This window comes from Bacillus sp. UNCCL81 (assembly GCF_900112535.1).
Lineage (GTDB): Bacteria > Bacillota > Bacilli > Bacillales > Bacillaceae_G > Gottfriedia > Gottfriedia luciferensis_B.
The window spans coordinates 1-19,393 of record NZ_FOMF01000024.1; the positions used below are offsets into that span (position 1 = coordinate 1).

The window sequence follows — 19,393 nt, forward strand, 5'->3', positions numbered from 1 at the left end:
ACCCTCTCAGGTCGGCTACGCATCGTCGCCTTGGTGAGCCGTTACCTCACCAACTAGCTAATGCGCCGCGGGCCCATCTGTAAGTGATAGCCGAAGCCATCTTTCAATAAAGGAACAGGAGTTCCTTTATGTCATCCGGTATTAGCTCCGGTTTCCCGAAGTTATCCCAGTCTTACAGGTAGGTTGCCCACGTGTTACTCACCCGTCCGCCGCTAACTAACGGGAGCAAGCTCCCATTAATCCGCTCGACTTGCATGTATTAGGCACGCCGCCAGCGTTCGTCCTGAGCCAGGATCAAACTCTCCATAAAAATTAAGTTTAAATCTTGTATTGCTCAAAAAACTAATAATTGACGTTTACTTCATGTTTTGTTTAGTTTTCAAAGATCATCTTGTTTTTTAACAACTTAATCAGTTTATCATCTTCGACAAAATCTGTCAACAGTTGTTTTTTTCTTTTTTTGTTATCGCCATCAGCGACGTATATAAATATAACATCCCCTCGATAAATGGTCAACAGTTTTTTAAAACTTTTTATATATATTTTTTAAACGATATAAATGCCAATTACACTTAACGCTACAATACCTGGAACACCTAATACACTTAAGAATGCACAAGTAACAGTATTAATTGGAATATGAAAATTATTTGAAGCTAAAGCATAGTTCAGTATAAAGACAATCATGACACATACAATGCCTCTTAATACGTATTTGCTAATTAGTTTTAAAGCTTTTACTGGTAGACCTACTAATAATAGAAATAAGATTACAAACAATACAACTGAAATCATAATAATACTATTCACCACAAAAAAACTCCCCTCATATAACTTGTACACCTTTTACTAAGATTGTATGAGAAAAGGAACTAATCAATGACAAAAAACATTAATAAAAAAAAGAGCCTATTGCCTAAACAATAAACTCTTTTACCTATTTCATTCTTGTTATTAAAACATTTCTAGCTTTTGCTTCTTTTAATAAGAAGAAATACTTAGCTTGATAAAGCTTAACATGGATTAATAGATCATCTGGTGGATCTACACTTCTTTCCATTAACTCGACCTGACTCAAGTAAATATCTTTATAGTCATGTAGTTTATCAACTAACTTTTCATCAAATTCTTTACGAATCTTTCCTTTTTTTCGAAAAAAACCCATGGTCTCTCTCCATTAATCAGTTTCTAAAGTTCTCTTCTACCTTCCAGAGCTTTCGAGAGTGTAACCTCATCTGCATATTCTAAGTCTCCGCCTACTGGTAGACCATGTGCGATTCGAGTAATTTTTATACCCGTAGATTTTAATAGCCTAGAAATATACATAGCAGTTGCTTCACCCTCTATATTCGGGTTGGTAGCTAAAATAATTTCTTGTACTACATCATCTTTTAATCTGCTCAATAATTCCATAATTTTAATGTCTTCAGGCCCAACTCCCTCCATAGGAGAAATTGCACCATGAAGTACATGATATAAACCTTGGTATTCCCTCATTTTTTCCATAGCAATAACATCTTTCGTATCTTGCACTACACAAATCGTAGATCGGTCTCGATGTTGATCACTACAAATATAACAAGGATCTTGATCAGTTATATGGCCACATTCTGAACAGTAAAGTAGTTTTCTTTTCGCATCTATCATTGATTTTGCAAAGTCTAGCACGTCGTCTTGCTTCATATCTAACATAAAAAACGCCAGTCGCACGGCCGTCTTGGGACCAATCCCTGGCAATTTCATAAAACTATCTATTAATTTGGATATCGGCTCAGGGTAATGCATATGTCTTACCCTTTAAAATAATCCTGGAATATTCATTCCTTTAGTAAACTGCCCCATTGTTTTAGCTGTTTCATCTTCAATTTGTTTAATAGCATCATTAGTTGCAGTTAAAACTAAATCTTGTAACATTTCAATATCTTCTGGATCTACTACATCTTCCTTAATCGTAACATCAACAATTTGTTTTAATCCATTAGCTGTTACAGTTACCATTCCACCGCCAGCTGTACCAACAAATGTACGCTCGTTTAATTCATTTTGTGCTTGTTCCATTTGTTTTTGCATTTTTTGCATTTGTTTCATCATATTATTCATATTGCCCATTCCGCCACGCATCATTTTCATTTCCTCCAATATAGTTATTCTTTAATAATTACTAAATCTTCACCAACAAGATTGATTGCCTCTTGCACAATTGGTGAAACTTCTGTTGAAGTCTCTTTTTGTTTTGTTGTATTTAAAAATGAATCCCTAGTCGATCTCCAATCTTCTTCGGGAATTGCTAACATACTCATTTCTGCACCTAATAAACTTGATAATGTTTGATTAATCGTTGTTAAGTGCTCTTGTTCACCATTATTATTGATTAGATCACAGATTGTCTCTGATTTAAAAGCAACAATACACTGTTCAGAAGAAGCTGCCACAACTTCACCATATGAGACTAATGTCGCAGTAGAAACCTTATTTTGTTGCCTTAATTGATCTTGAAGTGATGTCCAAACTGCTAAAACTTTATTTTTTTCTGGTTTAGAAGCAGCTCTTAATACACCTTGTATTAAACTACTTGGTATTTTTGAACGAGATGTAGTCGATTTCGGTTTTGGACTAGTAGAGGAATCATTCGTTCCACTTACTGTAATACCATTTTCCTTTAAAAATTTCACTTCTTTTTCAAGAGCGTTAATTTTATTAATTAATGGTGTCAGCTCGTCCTGTTTTTTACCGATACCGCTCACAGAAGCCTTTTGACAAAGTTGTACAATTGCCACCTCAAGTAAAACTCTTGGATGATTAGTCCATTTCATTTCTTGCTGACTTTTACTTAATGAAGCGATAATCTGATAAACTAACTCGTCATTGTATGCATCGCAAAGCTCTTTAAATTGATCACTAAGTGTTGCTCTCTCAAGTAATTCAATCGTACTTGGCGAATGCCTATATAATAGAATATCTCGATAATAGACTGTTAAATCTTCAATAAACCGAACTGGATCTTTCCCTTGGTTTAATAGTTCTTCAATATTAGTTAAACAAACTGAAACATTACCATCTATTATTGCTGAAACAACGGATATTAAACGTTCTTGAGCAACTGTGCCTGTTACCGCTAAAACATCATCTAATGAAATGGATTCATCACTATATGAGATAGCTTGATCCAGAATGCTTAACGCATCCCTCATTCCACCTTCAGCTGCACGAGATAACATCATCAAAGCTTCTGGTTCAATTGCTGTTTGCTGATGATTCAATACAACTGTCAATCGATCTGAAATCGTTTGAGCACTTATCTTATGAAAGTCAAAACGTTGACATCTTGATAGGATGGTCAAAGGTATTTTATGTGGTTCAGTAGTAGCTAATATAAAGATAACGTGACTTGGAGGCTCTTCTAATGTTTTTAATAATGCATTAAAAGCCCCTATTGATAACATATGGACCTCATCTATTATGTACACTTTAAATTTGCCTACAGAAGGAGCATATTTAACTTTTTCTCGAATATCACGTATTTCATCTACACCATTATTTGATGCAGCATCGATCTCAATTACATCTGAAATTGATCCATCAGTAATTCCTTTACAAATGGCACACTCATTACAAGGTTCATTAGTAGGTGCATGTTCACAATTCAAAGCTTTTGCAAAGATTTTTGCTGTACTCGTTTTACCTGTTCCACGCGGACCTGTAAACAAATATGCATGTGATACTTTTTGCTGAAGAAGGGAGTTTTGTAACGTTCGTACAATGTGATCTTGACCCACGACATCTTTAAATTGCTGCGGTCTCCACAAACGATATAATGCTTGATAAGTCAATTAGTTTCCTCCTTCTTACAAAGTCATCATTATTATACCCTATGTAATGATTTGATGGAAAATATTTTAAAGAAAACAAAAAAACTCACTCAAAATTGAGTGAGTTTTTATAAAGTTACTGCCGTGCACCACTCGTCGATGCACTACCCCAGGCGTTACTTAAACAGTTAGCTCGGCCCAGGCACCCCTACGGCACACGAGATGGCTCACTTATTGCTGCTTCCTTCCGGACCTGACAAGGTTCATGAGTTCTCGTTGCGTAGGACCCAGACGTCAACACCACTTATTTAAGGCAGACCCTGAAATAGATACACCTCGGAGTGGAATTCAGTCTCGCTAGAGCGGATTGCGAGTACAGGGCACCGCTACCTCCCCACCTAGCACGGCAAAGTTAAAACCTAATTTTAAACCGCTGATTGAAGCGGTAGTTAAAGTATATACGAACCGAAATAAAAAATCAATCCTTGTCCTTATGAAGGTAAATTTTTCTTTCTAGATCGCAACTCTCTAAAGAAATTCGTTAATAATTTACCACATTCTTCTTCTAATATACCCGAACTAACTTCACAACGATGATTAAATCGATCTTCTTGCAAAAGATTATAAATGGATCCTCCACAGCCTGCCTTCGGGTCTTTTGCACCAAAAACGACTCTTGGTATTCTTGATTGAATGATAGCGCCCGCACACATTGGACAAGGTTCCAGTGTTACATATAGAGTTGTTTCCTCTAACCGCCAAGAATCAATGACTTTACACGCATCTTCTATTGTACTCATTTCTGCGTGACCTAAAGCTGTTTGTTTTGTTTCACGTAAATTATAACCTCGTGCAATGACTTGGTCGTTGTAAACCAATACAGCTCCAATAGGTACTTCCCCTATTTGCTCTGCTTTTAGTGCTTCCTCTATTGCCAACTTCATATAAAACTCATCTTTATTCAAACTTTACACCTCTTTATTTCTTTAACAAACAAATATTCTTTTTACGAGTAGATAAACTAAACATAGATTGGAGTGAAGCCGATTGAATTCTTCAAATCAAAAAGACAAGCAGTTGCCTGCATTATTAATTGTCGACTTAATCAACTCATTTACATTTAAACATGGAAGTGTTCTTGCGGAAAAATCAATCCATATGGTTCCGAAAATAAATTACATAAGAGACATTTTTAAAAACAAAAAACTTCCTACTATATATGTTAATGATCATTATAAAATCGAAAACCCGACTCAAGAAAAACTTATTAAGCATTGCCTCAATCCTTTAAGCTACGAATTAATAAAGCATATACAACCAAATGAGGAAGATTATTTTATCTTTAAGCCTAACTACTCAGGTTTTTACTTAACAAATTTAGATGAATTACTTAAAAAATTAAATATTACCCATTTGGTTATTGTAGGGGTTGCGGGAAATCGTTGCGTACTTTTTACAGCAAATGATGCATTTATGCGGGATTATAACTTAATTATACCTCAAGATGCAATTTCCTCGGTTACTGATTATGATGAGAAAGTTGCAATTTATATGATGAAGGACATTTTAAATGCTATGGTTATTCAAACTCAAGAAATCGAAGAAATGATCGATCATTTAGTGAGCAACAATTATCAGTAATTGGAAAAATTTTAAAATTGTATTCCGTCTGACTACAGTATGTTAAAATAGTTTCTGTATGTTTTTTGAGTATGATACGGAATTTGACTAGTAAGGAGGACAAGAGATGATACGTGTACCTTTTATAACAGTAGAAGGACCAATCGGTGTCGGAAAAACATCTCTATCCAAAGCGATCTCTGAACACTTTCATTATGAACTATTAAAAGAAATTGTAGATGAAAATCCTTTTTTGGGTAAGTTTTATACGGACATTGAAGAGTGGAGTTTCCAAACAGAAATGTTTTTCCTTTGTAATCGATTTAAACAATTAGAAGATATAGACAGAATGTTTCTTAATAAATCGATTCCAGTGGTTGCAGACTACCACATCCTTAAGAATTTAATTTTTGCTAGCAGAACATTAAAAGACCAGCAGCATGATAAATATTTAAAAATATATCAAATATTAACTGAGGATATGCCAAAGCCAAATGTGGTTATTTACTTAACGGCAAGCCTTGAGACGCTACAAAAGCGTATTCAACTTCGTGGTAGAGAATTCGAACAATTGATCGAGGACCAGTACCTACTTCAGTTAATTGAAGATTACGAGACACACATGAAAGAATTTCAAGCTAAATACCCTGAAATTCCAGTACTAAAATTTGACGGTGATCAAATTGACTTCGTTAATAACCCGAGAGATTTAGCGATGATACTAGAGTCGTTAGAAAACACCTTACAAAAGGAGCTAAGAAGTATATGAATTTACGTGAAAAATACGGAATACGAAACGATGCAGTTATTACAATTGCTGGGACAGTAGGTGTAGGGAAATCTACTATGACCAATGCGCTTGCAGATGCGCTAAACTTTCGTACATCATTTGAAAAAGTAGATACAAACCCATACCTAGATAAATTTTATCAAGATTTTGCTCGTTGGAGCTTCCATTTACAAATATACTTCTTAGCAGAGCGATTCAAAGAACAAAAAAGAATGTTTGAATACGGCGGTGGATTTATACAAGACCGTTCAATTTATGAGGATACTGGCATCTTTGCGAAAATGCATTACGAAAAAGGAACGATGAGTGAAGTAGACTACGAAACATATACTAGCCTTTTTGATGCTATGGTTATGTCACCTTATTTCCCAGCTCCTGATTTATTAATTTACTTAGAGGGAACATTCGATGAAGTCGTTGAGCGAATTAAAGAGCGTGGACGTCCAATGGAGCAACAAACTCCTATTGAATATTGGAAAGAAATGAATACACGTTACGAAAACTGGATTAATAACTTTAATGCTTGTCCTGTACTTCGTTTAAGTATTAGCGAGTATGATTTAATTAAAAATGAATCTTCTGTAGAAGAAATCGTTAAGAAGATTGGAAACGTACTAAATCATTCACAAAAATATATGAAATCTAGATCATAAAAAGTAAGACATTCATCTTATTTAGTAAATATATATATAAAAGCTGCAAACTGTATCAGTTAAAGTTTGCAGCTTTTTCTTTGTCGTTTTACTGTATAATGTCAAAAAAACAAATAAAAAACTCGTTACAATAATGTAACGAGTCTACAATATATATGCACTCTATTAATTTAAAAAATGGAGGAGTAAGAGGGATTCGAACCCCCGCGGGCTGTTACACCCCTGTCGGTTTTCAAGACCGATCCCTTCAGCCAGACTTGGGTATTACTCCGTATTGACAAGATTTATAATACCATATGAAAAATACATGGTCAAGCATTCTTCTAAAAAATATTACAATTTTTTTCCGGTAATAAAACTAACCTTTTTACAACAGGTATTATTGTCATCTTACTAATAAAATATACGGCTTTTTTATAAGCAGAAAAAATATACAGACAATTCATTTGTATTTATAATGGTACTACTATTTAAAAACATTAGAAATTTTTAAGGAGAGAGAAATGTTTGAACTTATACCGCTGATGTTGGAACGAGTGGGTATTCTCGTTATACTCGCCTTTTTACTTTCAAGGATGAAGTCATTTAGACAAATCATTCAAAATGAACACTCCTTTGGAGCAAAAATGATCCTAATTGTTATATTTGGCGCCTTTGGTGTAATTAGTAATTATACTGGTGTTCATATTTATCATGAGTCAATTATGTCTCAGTCATGGCACTTTAATGTAGCAAGTAATAATGCAATTGCAAATACAAGAATTATGGGAGTAGCCATTGGTGGTCTAATTGGTGGCCCGATTGTTGGCTTAGGAGTCGGATTAATAGCAGGCTTACACCGTCTAACATTAGGTGGATTTACTGCATATGCATGTGCTATTTCTACAATCGTAGCGGGAGTAGTTACAGGACTGCTTAGACAAAAATTTGGGATACAGAAAAACAAATCCCTTTGGAGTGTAGTATCAATTGGAATAATTATGGAATGTGTTCAAATGGGGATTATTCTTTTAATCGCAAAACCATTTTGGTCAGCTCTTCATCTTGTTGAAGTAATTGCTCTTCCAATGATTCTAATAAATGGATTTGGTACACTTATATTTATATTAATCATCCAAAATATTTTACAGGAAGAAGAAAAAACGCGCGCGCTTCAAACAAACAAAGCCCTCTATATTGCAGAGCAAACTTTACCATTTTTTAGACAGGGACTAACCCCACATTCTTGTAATGAAGCGGCAAGAATTATTTTTAAATTAACCAAGGCAGATGCAATTTCGATTACTGATCACAATAGCGTACTTGCTCACGTGGGTGCAGGTTCAGATCACCATGAACCAATGAATAGTTTAGCAACAAAACTAACTAAGAAGGCATTAAAAGAGGGAAATATTATTATTGCTACTTCAAAAGATGAAATTCAATGCTTTCATATGGATTGCCCTTTAAGTGCGGCCATCGTATTGCCGCTAAAGGCTTTAAATAAAACAGTTGGATCTTTAAAGCTATATTACACGGATTCCAACAAACTAGATAAAGTTGAGAAAGAACTAGCAGACGGATTATCTAAACTTTTTTCTACCCAATTGGAATTAGCAGAGGCTGAACTACAGCGAAAATTAGTGAAAGATGCTGAAATAAAAGCATTACAAGCACAAATGCATCCCCACTTCCTGTTCAACTCTTTAAATACAATTTCTAGTTTAATTAGAACAGATGCTGATCAAGCTAGAAGGTTATTAATTCATTTAAGTACTTTTTTCCGAAATAACTTACAAGGGGCAAGACAGACCTTAGTCACTTTAGAAAAGGAATTAGAACATGTAGAAGCATATTTAACCATTGAACAAACTAGGTTTCCTTCTAAATTCCATGTTGAGTTCCAAATAGAACCTCATTTAAAAATGGTTCAAATCCCCCCTTTTACACTTCAACCACTTATAGAGAATTCGATTCGACATGCATTTTCAAAGGAAAAAATTTTAAAGGTAACTGTGCAAGCATATGAGTTCAATAATGATATGATTCTCATCACCGAAGATAATGGCAAGGGGATTTCACCAGAGTTACTAAATACAATTGGGAACGAAACAATACAGTCGAAAGAGGGAACTGGAACAGCGTTATGGAATATAAAAAAACGAATTGAAGAAATTTACGGGGAAAAAGAATATTTTCAAATAAAATCAGATCTGAACACTGGAACGAAAGTATCGATAAGAATCCCATTAATGAAAGAAGTAATGGAGGGATAATTAATGTTAAAAGCACTAATTGTAGATGATGAACCATTAGCAAGGGACGAACTTGCTTATTTACTAAAAAGAAGCAAGGAAGTCGAAATAGTCGGTGAAGCGGACTCAATTAGAAGTACATTGGATTTCATTCAACTAGAAGACGTCGACGTTGTATTTTTAGATATCCAGTTAGCTGACGAAAGTGGATTAGAATTAGCACAAAAACTGCAGGATCTCAGCCATCAACCTGCAATCGTCTTTGCAACAGCTTATGATGAGTATGCTTTAAATGCATTCGATTTACATGCGATTGATTATATTTTAAAACCATTTGATGAAATAAGAATTCAAAAGACTATTGAAAAATTAGCAAAGCTAAGTATGAAATCTATTAAGACTGAGCTAAAAAAGAATCCCCCTCTTTTAAAACAAGATAGATTGGCTATTTCAGTTGATGAAAGAATTCTTTTAATAACGTTCGAAGAGATCATCTACATTTTTACACAAGAAGGTAAAACAAGTGTCGTTACTGATAAGATGACTTATCGAATAAATGAGCCTTTAATCAACTTAGAGCGAAAGCTCCAAAATACATCATTTACCCGTGTCCATCGGAGCTATATTGTCAATTTAGATAAAATCATTGAAATTCAGCCTTGGTTTAATTCCACATATAATTTAATTATGAATGATGGTGAAAAAGTACCTGTTAGTCGGACGTACACAAAGGAACTTAAACAACTTTTTAATTTATAAAGCTTGTATTTCAATAATCCATTCATGCTTCTCAACCTATTTTTATTGCGTCTTACATTGAAAATTCAAAAATTTAATTTTCATAAAGTAAAATGAGTGTAAATAAAAAGAAACAAGGGAGGCTTATTAAATAAAATGAATGCGGTTACAATAGTTATTGCTTCTATGTGTATTTTGATGATTGCATATCGTCTATACGGAACATTTATGGCTGTGAAGGTACTTAAATTAAATGATTCTATTCCTACTCCAGCACATGAGTTAAATGATGGTAAGGATTATGTTCCTACTAACAAATGGGTTTCTTTTGGTCATCACTTTGCTGCAATCGCAGCAGCTGGCCCACTAGTAGGTCCAATTTTGGCCGCTCAATTTGGATATCTTCCAGGTCTGCTATGGCTATTAATTGGTGCTGTAATCGGTGGAGCGGTACATGATGCAGTCGTTTTATATGCTTCAATGAGAAAGAAAGGTAAGTCACTATCAGAAGTAGCAAAAGAAGAGCTTGGACCAATTGCAGGCTTCTGTACGGGACTAGCTATGCTTTTCATTATTACAATTACAATGGCCGGACTTTCAATGGTTGTTCTACATGCGCTTGAAAATAATCCATGGGGTACATTTGCAGTTGGAATCACAATACCAATTGCTATGGGTGTAGGGCTACTATATAAAAAAACTGGCAATTTAAAGTTAGCTTCAACGATTGGATTTATATTACTAATGGTTGGCGTCTTTATGGGACCGACAATACAAGAAACTGCTTTAGGTGATTTTTTAACATTTGATACGAGAACTTTGGCAATCATACTACCTATCTATGCGTTTTTTGCTGCTGCTTTGCCAGTATGGCTTTTACTGGCACCTCGCGACTATTTAAGTAGTTTTATGAAAATCGGTGTATTTATTGCACTCATTATTGGGGTATTTATTATTAATCCCTCCATACAATTTCCGACTGTAACTAAATTTGTTAACGGCGGGGGACCTATTTTAGCCGGTCCAGTTTGGCCATTTATTTCGATTACAATAGCATGTGGAGCAATTTCAGGTTTTCATGCATTTGTAGGCTCTGGTACAACACCAAAAATGCTTGATCGATGGAGCGATATAAAGGTTGTAGGATTTGGTGCTATGCTAGTTGAATGTTTAGTAGGTATTATGGCTTTAATCGCTGCTACTGCACTTCAGCCAGCAGACTACTTTGCAATTAACTCTACTCCAGAAGTTTTTAAAACGTTAGGAATGAATGTTGTCCACTTACCGGAACTTAGTAAAGAAATTGGATTAAGTCTAGAAGGACGTACTGGTGGAGCTGTAACATTGGCGGTAGGTATGACGTACATATTTACATCTATTCCTTGGTTTAGTCACTTAGCATCCTATTTCTTCCAGTTTGTTGTTATGTTCGAAGCCGTATTTATTTTAACAGCAATTGACGCTGGAACTCGAGTAGCTCGATATTTAATTCAAGATTTCTTTGGGGAATATTATAAGCCATTAAAGAAAACAGATTGGGTACCAGGATCAATTTTTGCTAGTGCACTAGCATGCTTTATGTGGGGATATCTCTTATTTTCAGGGGATATTGGATCGATCTGGGCATTATTTGGAGTATCTAACCAACTAATGGCTTCTATTGGATTAATTATAGGGGCAACAGTGCTATTAAAGATAGCTGATAAACGTTGGTATATGCTTACCTGTTTAATTCCACTTGCCTACCTTTTTATCACTGTAAACTATGCAGGATACTGGATGATCAAAAATGTTTATCTAAACCATAATGCAGCAGGGTATAGTATGTTAAATGGCGTCTTATCTATCATTATGTTAGTCTTAGGAGTCGTAATTTTAATAGCAGCAATTAAAAAATGGATGGAATTGTGGAACACACCTAATTATAAACTTAATGTTAAAACAATCTAAATAAAAAGCAGATGTATCTGAGAACCTCTCAAATACATTCTGCTTTTTTATTTATTTAATTACTTCTTTTCCACCCATATATGGACGAAGAACTTCAGGAATAATAACTGAGCCATCTGCTTGTTGGTAGTTTTCCAAAATTGCAGAAACCGTACGTCCTATTGCAAGACCAGAGCCGTTTAATGTATGAACAAATTCCGGTTTTCCTTTTGGATCACGTCTGAAGCGTATATTCGCTCTTCTTGCTTGGAACGCCTCAAAGTTACTACAAGAAGAAATTTCTTTGTATGCATCATAGCTTGGTAACCAAACTTCAATGTCATACGTTTTTGCAGAAGAAAATCCAATATCTCCAGCACATAATGTAATGACACGGTATGGTAATCCTAATAATTGAAGAACTTTTTCAGCTTGAGCTGTTAATTTTTCTAATTCAATATAAGAATCTTCAGGTTTTACAAAGCGCACTAGTTCAACTTTATTAAATTGATGCTGACGAATTAGTCCTCGTGTATCACGACCAGCAGAACCTGCCTCAGAACGGAAACACGCGCTATATGCAGTATATGCAATCGGTAATTGAGCAGCATCAAGAATTTCGTCACGGTGATAGTTTGTTACAGGTACTTCTGCAGTAGGTACTAAGAAAAAGTCTTCTTTCTCGATACGGAATGCGTCTTCTTCAAATTTTGGTAGTTGTCCTGTACCAATCATGCTAGCACGATTTACAAGGTTTGGAGGTAGTACTTCAGTGTACCCATGCTCCTCTGTATGAAGATCTAACATAAAGCTGATTAAAGCACGTTCAAGTCTAGCTCCTAAGCCTTTATAGAAAGTAAAACGGCTACCAGTAACCTTTGCTCCACGTTCGAAGTCTAAAATGTCTAAATCAACACCTAAGTCCCAATGTGCCTTTGGTTCAAAATCAAATGTACGAACTTCACCTATTCTACGTATTTCAACATTATCGTCTTCTGTTAATCCAACTGGTACTGAATCACTAACTAAGTTTGGAATCGTAAATAAAATAGCATCTAGTTGCTCTTCTAAAGTTCTAATCTCTTCATCTAGAGCTTTAATTTTATCTCCAACTTCTCTCATCTCAACAATTAGTGCTTCAGCATCTTTTTTCTCACGCTTTAATACACTGATTTCTTGGCTAACTTCATTACGTCGGCTTTTTAATCCTTCAACCTGAACAAGTAGTTCTCTACGGTTTAAATCTAAGTCTTCAAATTTTTCGATATAGCTTATGTCGCCACCACGTAACTGAAGTTTCGCTTTAACATCTTCAAAATTACTGCGTAATAATTTAATATCTAACATTTTTAAATCCTCCTATTCTTTTATTGTCTAAAGGATAAAAAAGAATACAAAAAAGCCCTCATCCCATAAAAGGGACGAGAGCTACCCGCGTTGCCACCCTAATTGAAGAATTAATAAGTAATTCTTCCACCTTAGTATAGTTAACGGACTATAGTACCGGGGTTACTTACTAGCCTTACAGCATTCCGTAACCCGCTCAAGAATGGATTCACAAGTCTTCATTATCGGTTTTCACCAACCACCGACTCTCTATAAATTTAGAACTTGCTACTATTTTCTTTCATCGCTTTAGACAATTTAAATTATATAATAATTTACTATAAGCTTTTACTTTTTTCAATAGTTACATACTTAAATTTGCACTTTTTTCCTTAACCATCTCTACAAAGTAATTCATAAAACGGTAATCATTCGTTAATTCGGGATGGAAAGATGCTGCTAACATGTGATTTTGTCTAACTGCTACAATATTACCATCATGTTCTGCAATAACCTCTGCATCACCTGATACGGAACGTATAAATGGTGCTCTGATAAATACAGCTGGGTAGTCTTCACAAACACCTTTAATTGGGATGTTTATTTCAAAACTATCCACTTGTCTACCATAGGCATTACGTTCAGCTACCATATCCATAACCCCTAGATGCACCGTGTCATCATTTGCAATCTCTTTTGAAAGTAAGATCATACCTGCACATGTACCGAATGCTGGTAAACCATTTTCGATTTTCTCTTTTAAAGGTTCTAATAACCCGACATGATCAAGCAACTTACGCATTGCCGTGCTCTCTCCACCAGGTAATACGATACCATCAAGTCCATCTAAATGTTCTACACGTTTTACGATAACAGCTTCAGCACCACATGCTTTAATTGCATTTATATGTTCTTGAACTGCACCTTGTAATGCTAATACACCTATTTTCATAAATTCACCAACTTAAATGCTACGATCTTGCATACGATCTGCTGCAGCAAGTTGTCTCATGTCGATACCTTTCATAGCAGGACCTAAGTTTTTAGAAAGGTTAGCGATTAATTCATAATCTTGATAGTGAGTAGTAGCTTGTACAATCGCACGAGCAAATTTCTCAGGGTTTTCTGATTTAAAGATACCAGATCCTACGAATACACCATCAGCGCCTAATTCCATCATTAGAGCTGCATCAGCAGGAGTTGCTACTCCACCAGCTGCAAAGTTAACAACTGGTAAACGACCAAGTTCTTTAATTTGAAGTAATAATTCGAATGGAGCGCCAAGGTTTTTAGCTTCAACCATTAATTCATCACGAGATAAACCAACTACTTTACGGATTTCACCATTGATTTGGCGTAAGTGACGTACTGCTTCTACAATGTTTCCAGTACCAGGCTCACCTTTTGTACGTAGCATAGATGCGCCTTCACCAATACGACGAAGTGCTTCACCTAAGTTACGGCAACCACAAACGAATGGAACAGTGTAATCTGATTTATTAATATGGAAGATATCATCTGCTGGAGATAATACTTCACTCTCATCGATGTAATCTACTCCCATTGCTTCTAAAACACGCGCTTCAACGATATGTCCAATACGAGCTTTAGCCATTACAGGAATACTAACAGCGTTAAGAATTTCCTCAGTAATACTTGTATCAGCCATACGAGCTACTCCACCAGCTGCACGAATATCAGATGGTACCTTTTCTAATGCCATTACTGCTACTGCACCAGCAGCTTCCGCTATTTTAGCTTGCTCAGCATTTACTACGTCCATAATAACGCCGCCTTTTTGCATTTCTGCCATGCCGCGTTTTACACGTTCTGTTCCTGTTAAATTCATTGTTATGCCCCTCCATTATTAAAGCTTACTTGGTAACATTTTAGTATTTCTTATCCCCTAGTTAAAGTTACCTTACTTTTATTTTACTGAAAAAATGACAACTTAACAATTACTGATATACTTATATAGAAATTTATTTAAATAAACCACCAATTCCGCCTACGATGCTATCCCATAAATTCCCGAAAAATGATCCAATTCCTCTGAATGATAGAACTAACCAATTTGCTTTATCAACACTTTTATCGACTACTAAATCGTACGATTGATTATTAGTATTGATAAATCCTAAATCTTCATTCTTTGAAGATTTAACCACAATTTGTCCAACCTTTGTTCCTTTTTTAATTGGAGCTTTAATATTGCCATTCTTATCGATTGACTTACCTGACAATTGGACAGTTGCTTTATAATTTTTAGCTTCACCGCGTTTTATAGCTAAAGTAACGTCGTCTTTCGCTACTACTTTTACTTCTTTATCTTTACCTTTAACTACTTTAACTGTTTTATTACCTTTTACAGTTTGACCTTTTGATACCAATGTAACTTTTTCGAAGTTACTGAAACCGTAATCCATTAATTTAGCCGTTTCACTAAATCTTGAGTTATAAGAATTTGCCCCCATTACAACTGTAATATAACGTTGACCATCTCTTTTAGCAGTTCCAGTAAAACAGAATCCAGCTGAATCTGTTGAACCTGTTTTTAATCCATCCATACCTGGGTACTGAAATACTAACCCTGGTAACATCCAGTTCCAGTTATCCATTTTTACAGGATACTTTCCACCTTCTTGGAATGTTTTCTTTGGAATTGAAGAAGTTTGAAGTACTTCAGGATATGTTTTAATTAGATTATAGGCTAATTTTGCAACACCGTTTGCTGACATAATATTTTCATCAGTAAGGGAAGTTCCCTCTGGTTGCATCCCTTGTAAGTCTTTATTTACTAAACCAGTAGCATTAACAAATTTAACGTCTCCTAGGCCTAGTTTCTTTGCTTTATCGTTCATTAATTGGACGAAGTTTTTCTCTGACCCACCAATTTTTTCTGCTAGTGCAATTGTCGCACCATTTGCTGAATAAATAGCAGCTGCTTCATAAAGTTCTTTTACTGTGTATTGACCACCTAATTCAAGTGGTACGTTAGATAATCCAGTGTTTTGAGAGATTTTATGAGCATAATCAGAAACAGTTACTTTATCATCCCATGATATTTTGCCATTTTTTACTGCTTCATTAACTAGATACTCTGTCATCATTTTAGACATACTTGCAATCGGTAATGGAGCTTTTGAATTTTTTTCATATAATATTTTCCCTGAATTTGCATCAACCAAAATCGCAGCTTTAGCTTTAATATCTAAAACGTCCTCTGCAGCAGCTGGTCGTAAATTCATTGGGATAATTATCGTAATCGCTAATGCTATTACGATCAATTTTGTTAGTATTTTCTTTCCAATCACTGTCTTACCTCCAACCATTAATTTCACTTGTTCATTTTAACACAATTATTTCCCAAAAAATAGGCAACTACAATTTCTTGTAATTGCCCTAGGTAGATTGCTTAAATTATTATAGTGAGTAATTTGGTGCTTCTTTTGTAATATGAACATCGTGTGGATGACTTTCACGTAATCCAGCACCAGACATACGAATAAACTGTGCGTTATCTCTTAGTTCATTTAATGTAGCAGTACCACAGTAACCCATACCAGCTCTAATTCCACCGATTAATTGGTGAACTGTATCAGCTAATGGGCCTTTATATGGAACACGTCCTTCAATACCTTCAGGAACTAGTTTTTTATTACCTTCTTGGAAATAACGATCTTTACTTCCTCTTTCCATTGCTCCAACAGAACCCATACCACGATAAACTTTAAATTGTCTACCTTGGAAGATTTCTGTTTCGCCAGGACTTTCTTGTACACCAGCAAACATGCTTCCTAACATAACTACATGCCCACCAGCTGCAAGAGCTTTAACGATATCTCCAGAGTACTTAATACCACCATCGGCAATAATAGGAACTCCGTATTCTCTAGCAACAGAAGCACAGTCATAAACTGCAGTTAGTTGAGGAACACCTACACCAGCAACAACTCGAGTAGTACAGATCGAACCTGGTCCAATACCAACTTTTACGATATCTGCTCCAGCTTCAATAAGTTCTTTAGTTGCTTCACCTGTTGCAACGTTACCAGCGATTATTGCTAGTTCTGGGAATCTACTTCTAATTTCTTTTACTTTTTCAATAACGCCTTTAGAGTGACCATGTGCTGTATCAATTACAATTACATCGACGTTAGCTTTCACTAAAAACTCTACTCTTTGAAGTGCATCTTTTGTTACTCCTACAGCTGCACCTACAAGTAATCGTCCTTGTTGATCTTTCGCTGAGTTTGGAAACTCAATTACTTTTTCAATATCCTTAATTGTAATTAGGCCCTTTAAAGTACCGTCTTCATTAACTAGGGGTAGCTTTTCAATTTTATGTTTTTGAAGAATTTTTTCTGCTTCTGCAAGTGTAGTTCCAACAGGAGCTGTTACTAGATCTTCTTTTGTCATAACATCTGAAATAACAATTGAATAATCTTGAATAAAACGTAAATCACGATTTGTTAAAATACCTACTAATTTTCTATTCTCTGTATCGTTTACGATCGGAACACCTGAAATACGATATTTACCCATTAAATATTCAGCGTCTGCAACTTTATGAGATGGTGTTAAGAAGAATGGATCATCAATTACACCACTTTCAGAACGCTTTACTTTGTCTACCTGTTCAGCTTGCTCTTCAATTGACATATTTTTGTGGATGATACCTAATCCACCTTGTCTAGCCATTGCAATAGCCATATCTGCTTCTGTAACTGTATCCATTCCTGCGCTGATTAATGGAATATTTAATTGAATTTTCTCAGTTAATCTCACACTTACATCAACTTGATTTGGAAGTACTTCAGATTTCGCTGGAACTAGTAAAACATCATCAAAAGTAAGTCCTTCTTTTACGAATTTTGATTCCCACATAAAAAAGCCCCCCTATACACGTATAAATATTATTAGTAGATTAACAATAGGATAAAACACTGTCAAGGAAGTCAAATTATGTTTAAATATTCAGTTAATAAGGAGTTCCCCTCTTATGTTATACTCGTATAGTAATGTATGGGATGAGCTATGTTATTTTAGCTCTGCGCAATATTCAAAAAACTATCTTCAAACAAAATATGAACGTACTAATTCCAAGGAACAAAAAACAAAGGCTTTTCGTAATGCTTATCCATTTTTATATTATATTGAGCATGGAAAAAGTTATTTTCATGCAGCTCAAAATTCTCAAATTAATGTAAAACCTACATTACTGTTTTATGGGCTAGTACAATTATTAAAGGCTTGCATACTTACCGTAGATCCTGATTACCCGAGTACCACTGCAATTCTGGCTCATGGTGTTACCTCAAGAAAAATAAAAAAAGTAGGATATTCTTTTATTGATGACGAAGTTAAAATCCAAAAAAATGGATTATTTACTCATGCTTCTAAAGTATTATTTAATCTTAATAATTTAGAAAACGAAAAATTTACAATGCTTCAGCTTTTACAATCAATACCAGAATTAAATAAAATCCTTAAAATTACCAAAAAAGGAAATTTATTTTTCCCAACTACTGTTGATCATGATGTAATTACTTTACCTGAACAAATTTTGTCATCCTATCATTTTACTTCAGAACGTTTTATTTCATTTCTTCAATCAAAGCAAGCTTCAATAGATATTGTAATTGTTGAACAGAATCAAAAGCAAATTAAAATTAAGTCAAATTTTCCTGATAAAATTTTAAATAAAGCGCCATTTTATTTTAATATATTAAATCAAAGTTATTTTATAAAATCACAAAAGGAAGCGCTTTTATTATTACCTGAAATTCTTTACCACTATCTACTTTTATATAACTTGAGTATGATTTGTCGCTATGAAACTGACTGGTGGTGTGAACTTTTACAGACTTATTCTACTGATGATTATCCTTTGATAAACCAATTTTTAACAACAACGGAACAAAAAATTCCTTATTTAATTCATCGTTTTTTAACTACATAATAAACAAAAAAACATCAGCCTAATAGCTGATGTTTTTCGTTACCAGGCGACGTTCTACTCTCACAGGGGGAAACCCCCAACTACCATCGACGCTGAAGAGCTTAACTGCCGTGTTCGGTATGGGAACGGGTGTGACCTCTTCGCAATAATCACCTGATTTGTATTGAGTTGTACTTCGTACCCTCAAAACTAGATAATGTCATTATCAAACTTGTTAGTTAAGTCCTCGACCGATTAGTATCAGTCAGCTCCACGTGTCACCACGCTTCCACCTCTGACCTATCAACCTGATCGTCTCTCAGGGGTCTTACTAGCTTAACGCTATGGGAAAT

18 protein-coding genes, 1 tRNA gene, 3 rRNA genes, 1 other RNA gene and 1 other annotated feature are annotated in these 19,393 nt (G+C 35.0%); of the genes, 7 read left to right on the top strand and 16 right to left on the bottom strand.

Annotation, left to right across the window (positions count from 1 at the left end; translation table 11 throughout):
• The 8 genes from BM319_RS23965 to tadA all read right to left on the bottom strand — a co-directional run.
• Window positions 1-310 (bottom strand): 16S ribosomal RNA (locus BM319_RS23965); the annotation flags it as partial.
• A 236-nt stretch (window positions 311-546) separates the two neighbouring features.
• Window positions 547-810 carry a pro-sigmaK processing inhibitor BofA family protein gene (locus BM319_RS23970; RefSeq protein WP_175495675.1) on the bottom strand — a complete coding sequence of 88 codons (264 nt, stop codon included), beginning with the start codon at window positions 808-810 and terminating at the stop codon, window positions 547-549.
• Window positions 811-937: 127 nt separating this feature from the next.
• Entirely contained in the window at window positions 938-1,165 is a 228-nt protein-coding gene (locus tag BM319_RS23975) for a YaaL family protein (protein WP_069034010.1), read from the bottom strand.
• A 23-nt stretch (window positions 1,166-1,188) separates the two neighbouring features.
• Window positions 1,189-1,785 (bottom strand): recombination mediator RecR, encoded by a 597-nt coding sequence (gene recR, locus BM319_RS23980; protein ID WP_056471203.1) that lies wholly within the window; start codon window positions 1,783-1,785, stop codon window positions 1,189-1,191.
• 12 nt (window positions 1,786-1,797) lie between these two features.
• A complete protein-coding gene (locus tag BM319_RS23985; protein WP_175495676.1) occupies window positions 1,798-2,124 on the bottom strand; it encodes a YbaB/EbfC family nucleoid-associated protein in 327 nt (108 codons plus the stop codon).
• 20 nt (window positions 2,125-2,144) lie between these two features.
• Window positions 2,145-3,830, bottom strand: coding sequence for a DNA polymerase III subunit gamma/tau (gene dnaX, locus BM319_RS23990; RefSeq protein ID WP_091024970.1), 1,686 nt, complete (start codon window positions 3,828-3,830; stop codon window positions 2,145-2,147).
• A 121-nt stretch (window positions 3,831-3,951) separates the two neighbouring features.
• An RNA gene (ffs, locus tag BM319_RS23995) (signal recognition particle sRNA large type) lies at window positions 3,952-4,216 on the bottom strand.
• 84 nt (window positions 4,217-4,300) lie between these two features.
• Window positions 4,301-4,774 (bottom strand): tRNA adenosine(34) deaminase TadA, encoded by a 474-nt coding sequence (gene tadA, locus BM319_RS24000; protein WP_084006904.1) that lies wholly within the window; start codon window positions 4,772-4,774, stop codon window positions 4,301-4,303.
• 82 nt (window positions 4,775-4,856) lie between these two features.
• Here tadA and BM319_RS24005 point away from each other — a divergent pair, with 82 nt between their 5' ends.
• The 3 genes from BM319_RS24005 (at window position 4,857) to BM319_RS24015 (ending at window position 6,872) form a co-directional block, all read left to right on the top strand.
• Entirely contained in the window at window positions 4,857-5,450 is a 594-nt protein-coding gene (locus tag BM319_RS24005; protein ID WP_069034008.1) for a cysteine hydrolase family protein, read from the top strand.
• Between the two features lie 106 nt (window positions 5,451-5,556).
• The gene (locus tag BM319_RS24010) at window positions 5,557-6,198 is read left to right on the top strand and encodes a deoxynucleoside kinase (RefSeq protein ID WP_069034007.1); all 642 of its coding nucleotides are present in this window, start codon (window positions 5,557-5,559) and stop codon (window positions 6,196-6,198) included.
• Window positions 6,195-6,872: a deoxynucleoside kinase gene (locus tag BM319_RS24015; RefSeq protein WP_091024972.1), complete on the top strand. Its 678-nt coding sequence runs from the start codon at window positions 6,195-6,197 to the stop codon at window positions 6,870-6,872. Before BM319_RS24010 ends, BM319_RS24015 begins: the two co-directional genes overlap by 4 nt.
• Before the next feature lie 178 nt (window positions 6,873-7,050).
• Here the strand turns inward: BM319_RS24015 and BM319_RS24020 are convergent.
• Window positions 7,051-7,143: transfer RNA gene (locus BM319_RS24020), tRNA-Ser, on the bottom strand.
• Between the two features lie 232 nt (window positions 7,144-7,375).
• Here BM319_RS24020 and BM319_RS24025 point away from each other — a divergent pair.
• From BM319_RS24025 to cstA, 3 genes are all read left to right on the top strand, one after another.
• Window positions 7,376-9,127, top strand: coding sequence for a sensor histidine kinase (locus BM319_RS24025; protein ID WP_091024974.1), 1,752 nt, complete (start codon window positions 7,376-7,378; stop codon window positions 9,125-9,127).
• Between the two features lie 3 nt (window positions 9,128-9,130).
• Entirely contained in the window at window positions 9,131-9,865 is a 735-nt protein-coding gene (locus BM319_RS24030) for a LytR/AlgR family response regulator transcription factor (RefSeq protein WP_069034004.1), read from the top strand.
• A gap of 135 nt (window positions 9,866-10,000) precedes the next feature.
• Window positions 10,001-11,794 carry a carbon starvation protein CstA gene (gene cstA / locus BM319_RS24035; protein WP_091024976.1) on the top strand — a complete coding sequence of 598 codons (1,794 nt, stop codon included), beginning with the start codon at window positions 10,001-10,003 and terminating at the stop codon, window positions 11,792-11,794.
• A gap of 51 nt (window positions 11,795-11,845) precedes the next feature.
• On the opposite strand, the gene serS is transcribed toward cstA, so the two are convergent.
• From serS to guaB, 5 genes are all read right to left on the bottom strand, one after another.
• Window positions 11,846-13,120 carry a serine--tRNA ligase gene (gene serS / locus BM319_RS24040; RefSeq protein WP_069034003.1) on the bottom strand — a complete coding sequence of 425 codons (1,275 nt, stop codon included), beginning with the start codon at window positions 13,118-13,120 and terminating at the stop codon, window positions 11,846-11,848.
• 67 nt (window positions 13,121-13,187) lie between these two features.
• Window positions 13,188-13,413: a binding site (T-box leader), on the bottom strand.
• A gap of 50 nt (window positions 13,414-13,463) precedes the next feature.
• On the bottom strand, window positions 13,464-14,051 hold the full coding sequence (gene pdxT / locus BM319_RS24045) for a pyridoxal 5'-phosphate synthase glutaminase subunit PdxT (protein ID WP_069034002.1): 588 nt from the start codon (window positions 14,049-14,051) through the stop codon (window positions 13,464-13,466).
• Window positions 14,052-14,063: 12 nt separating this feature from the next.
• On the bottom strand, window positions 14,064-14,948 hold the full coding sequence (gene pdxS / locus BM319_RS24050; protein WP_056471238.1) for a pyridoxal 5'-phosphate synthase lyase subunit PdxS: 885 nt from the start codon (window positions 14,946-14,948) through the stop codon (window positions 14,064-14,066).
• A 133-nt stretch (window positions 14,949-15,081) separates the two neighbouring features.
• Window positions 15,082-16,431 (bottom strand): serine hydrolase, encoded by a 1,350-nt coding sequence (locus BM319_RS24055; protein WP_069034001.1) that lies wholly within the window; start codon window positions 16,429-16,431, stop codon window positions 15,082-15,084.
• Between the two features lie 91 nt (window positions 16,432-16,522).
• Window positions 16,523-17,986 (bottom strand): IMP dehydrogenase, encoded by a 1,464-nt coding sequence (gene guaB, locus BM319_RS24060; protein ID WP_069034000.1) that lies wholly within the window; start codon window positions 17,984-17,986, stop codon window positions 16,523-16,525.
• A 115-nt stretch (window positions 17,987-18,101) separates the two neighbouring features.
• Between guaB and BM319_RS24065 the strand changes: the two genes are divergently transcribed.
• Entirely contained in the window at window positions 18,102-19,061 is a 960-nt protein-coding gene (locus tag BM319_RS24065) for a YaaC family protein (RefSeq protein WP_069033999.1), read from the top strand.
• Between the two features lie 41 nt (window positions 19,062-19,102).
• Here BM319_RS24065 and rrf read toward each other — a convergent pair.
• Together rrf and BM319_RS24075 are read right to left on the bottom strand one after the other, a co-directional pair.
• Window positions 19,103-19,218, bottom strand: a 5S ribosomal RNA gene (gene rrf, locus BM319_RS24070).
• Window positions 19,219-19,275: 57 nt separating this feature from the next.
• Window positions 19,276-19,393 (bottom strand): 23S ribosomal RNA (locus tag BM319_RS24075); the annotation flags it as partial.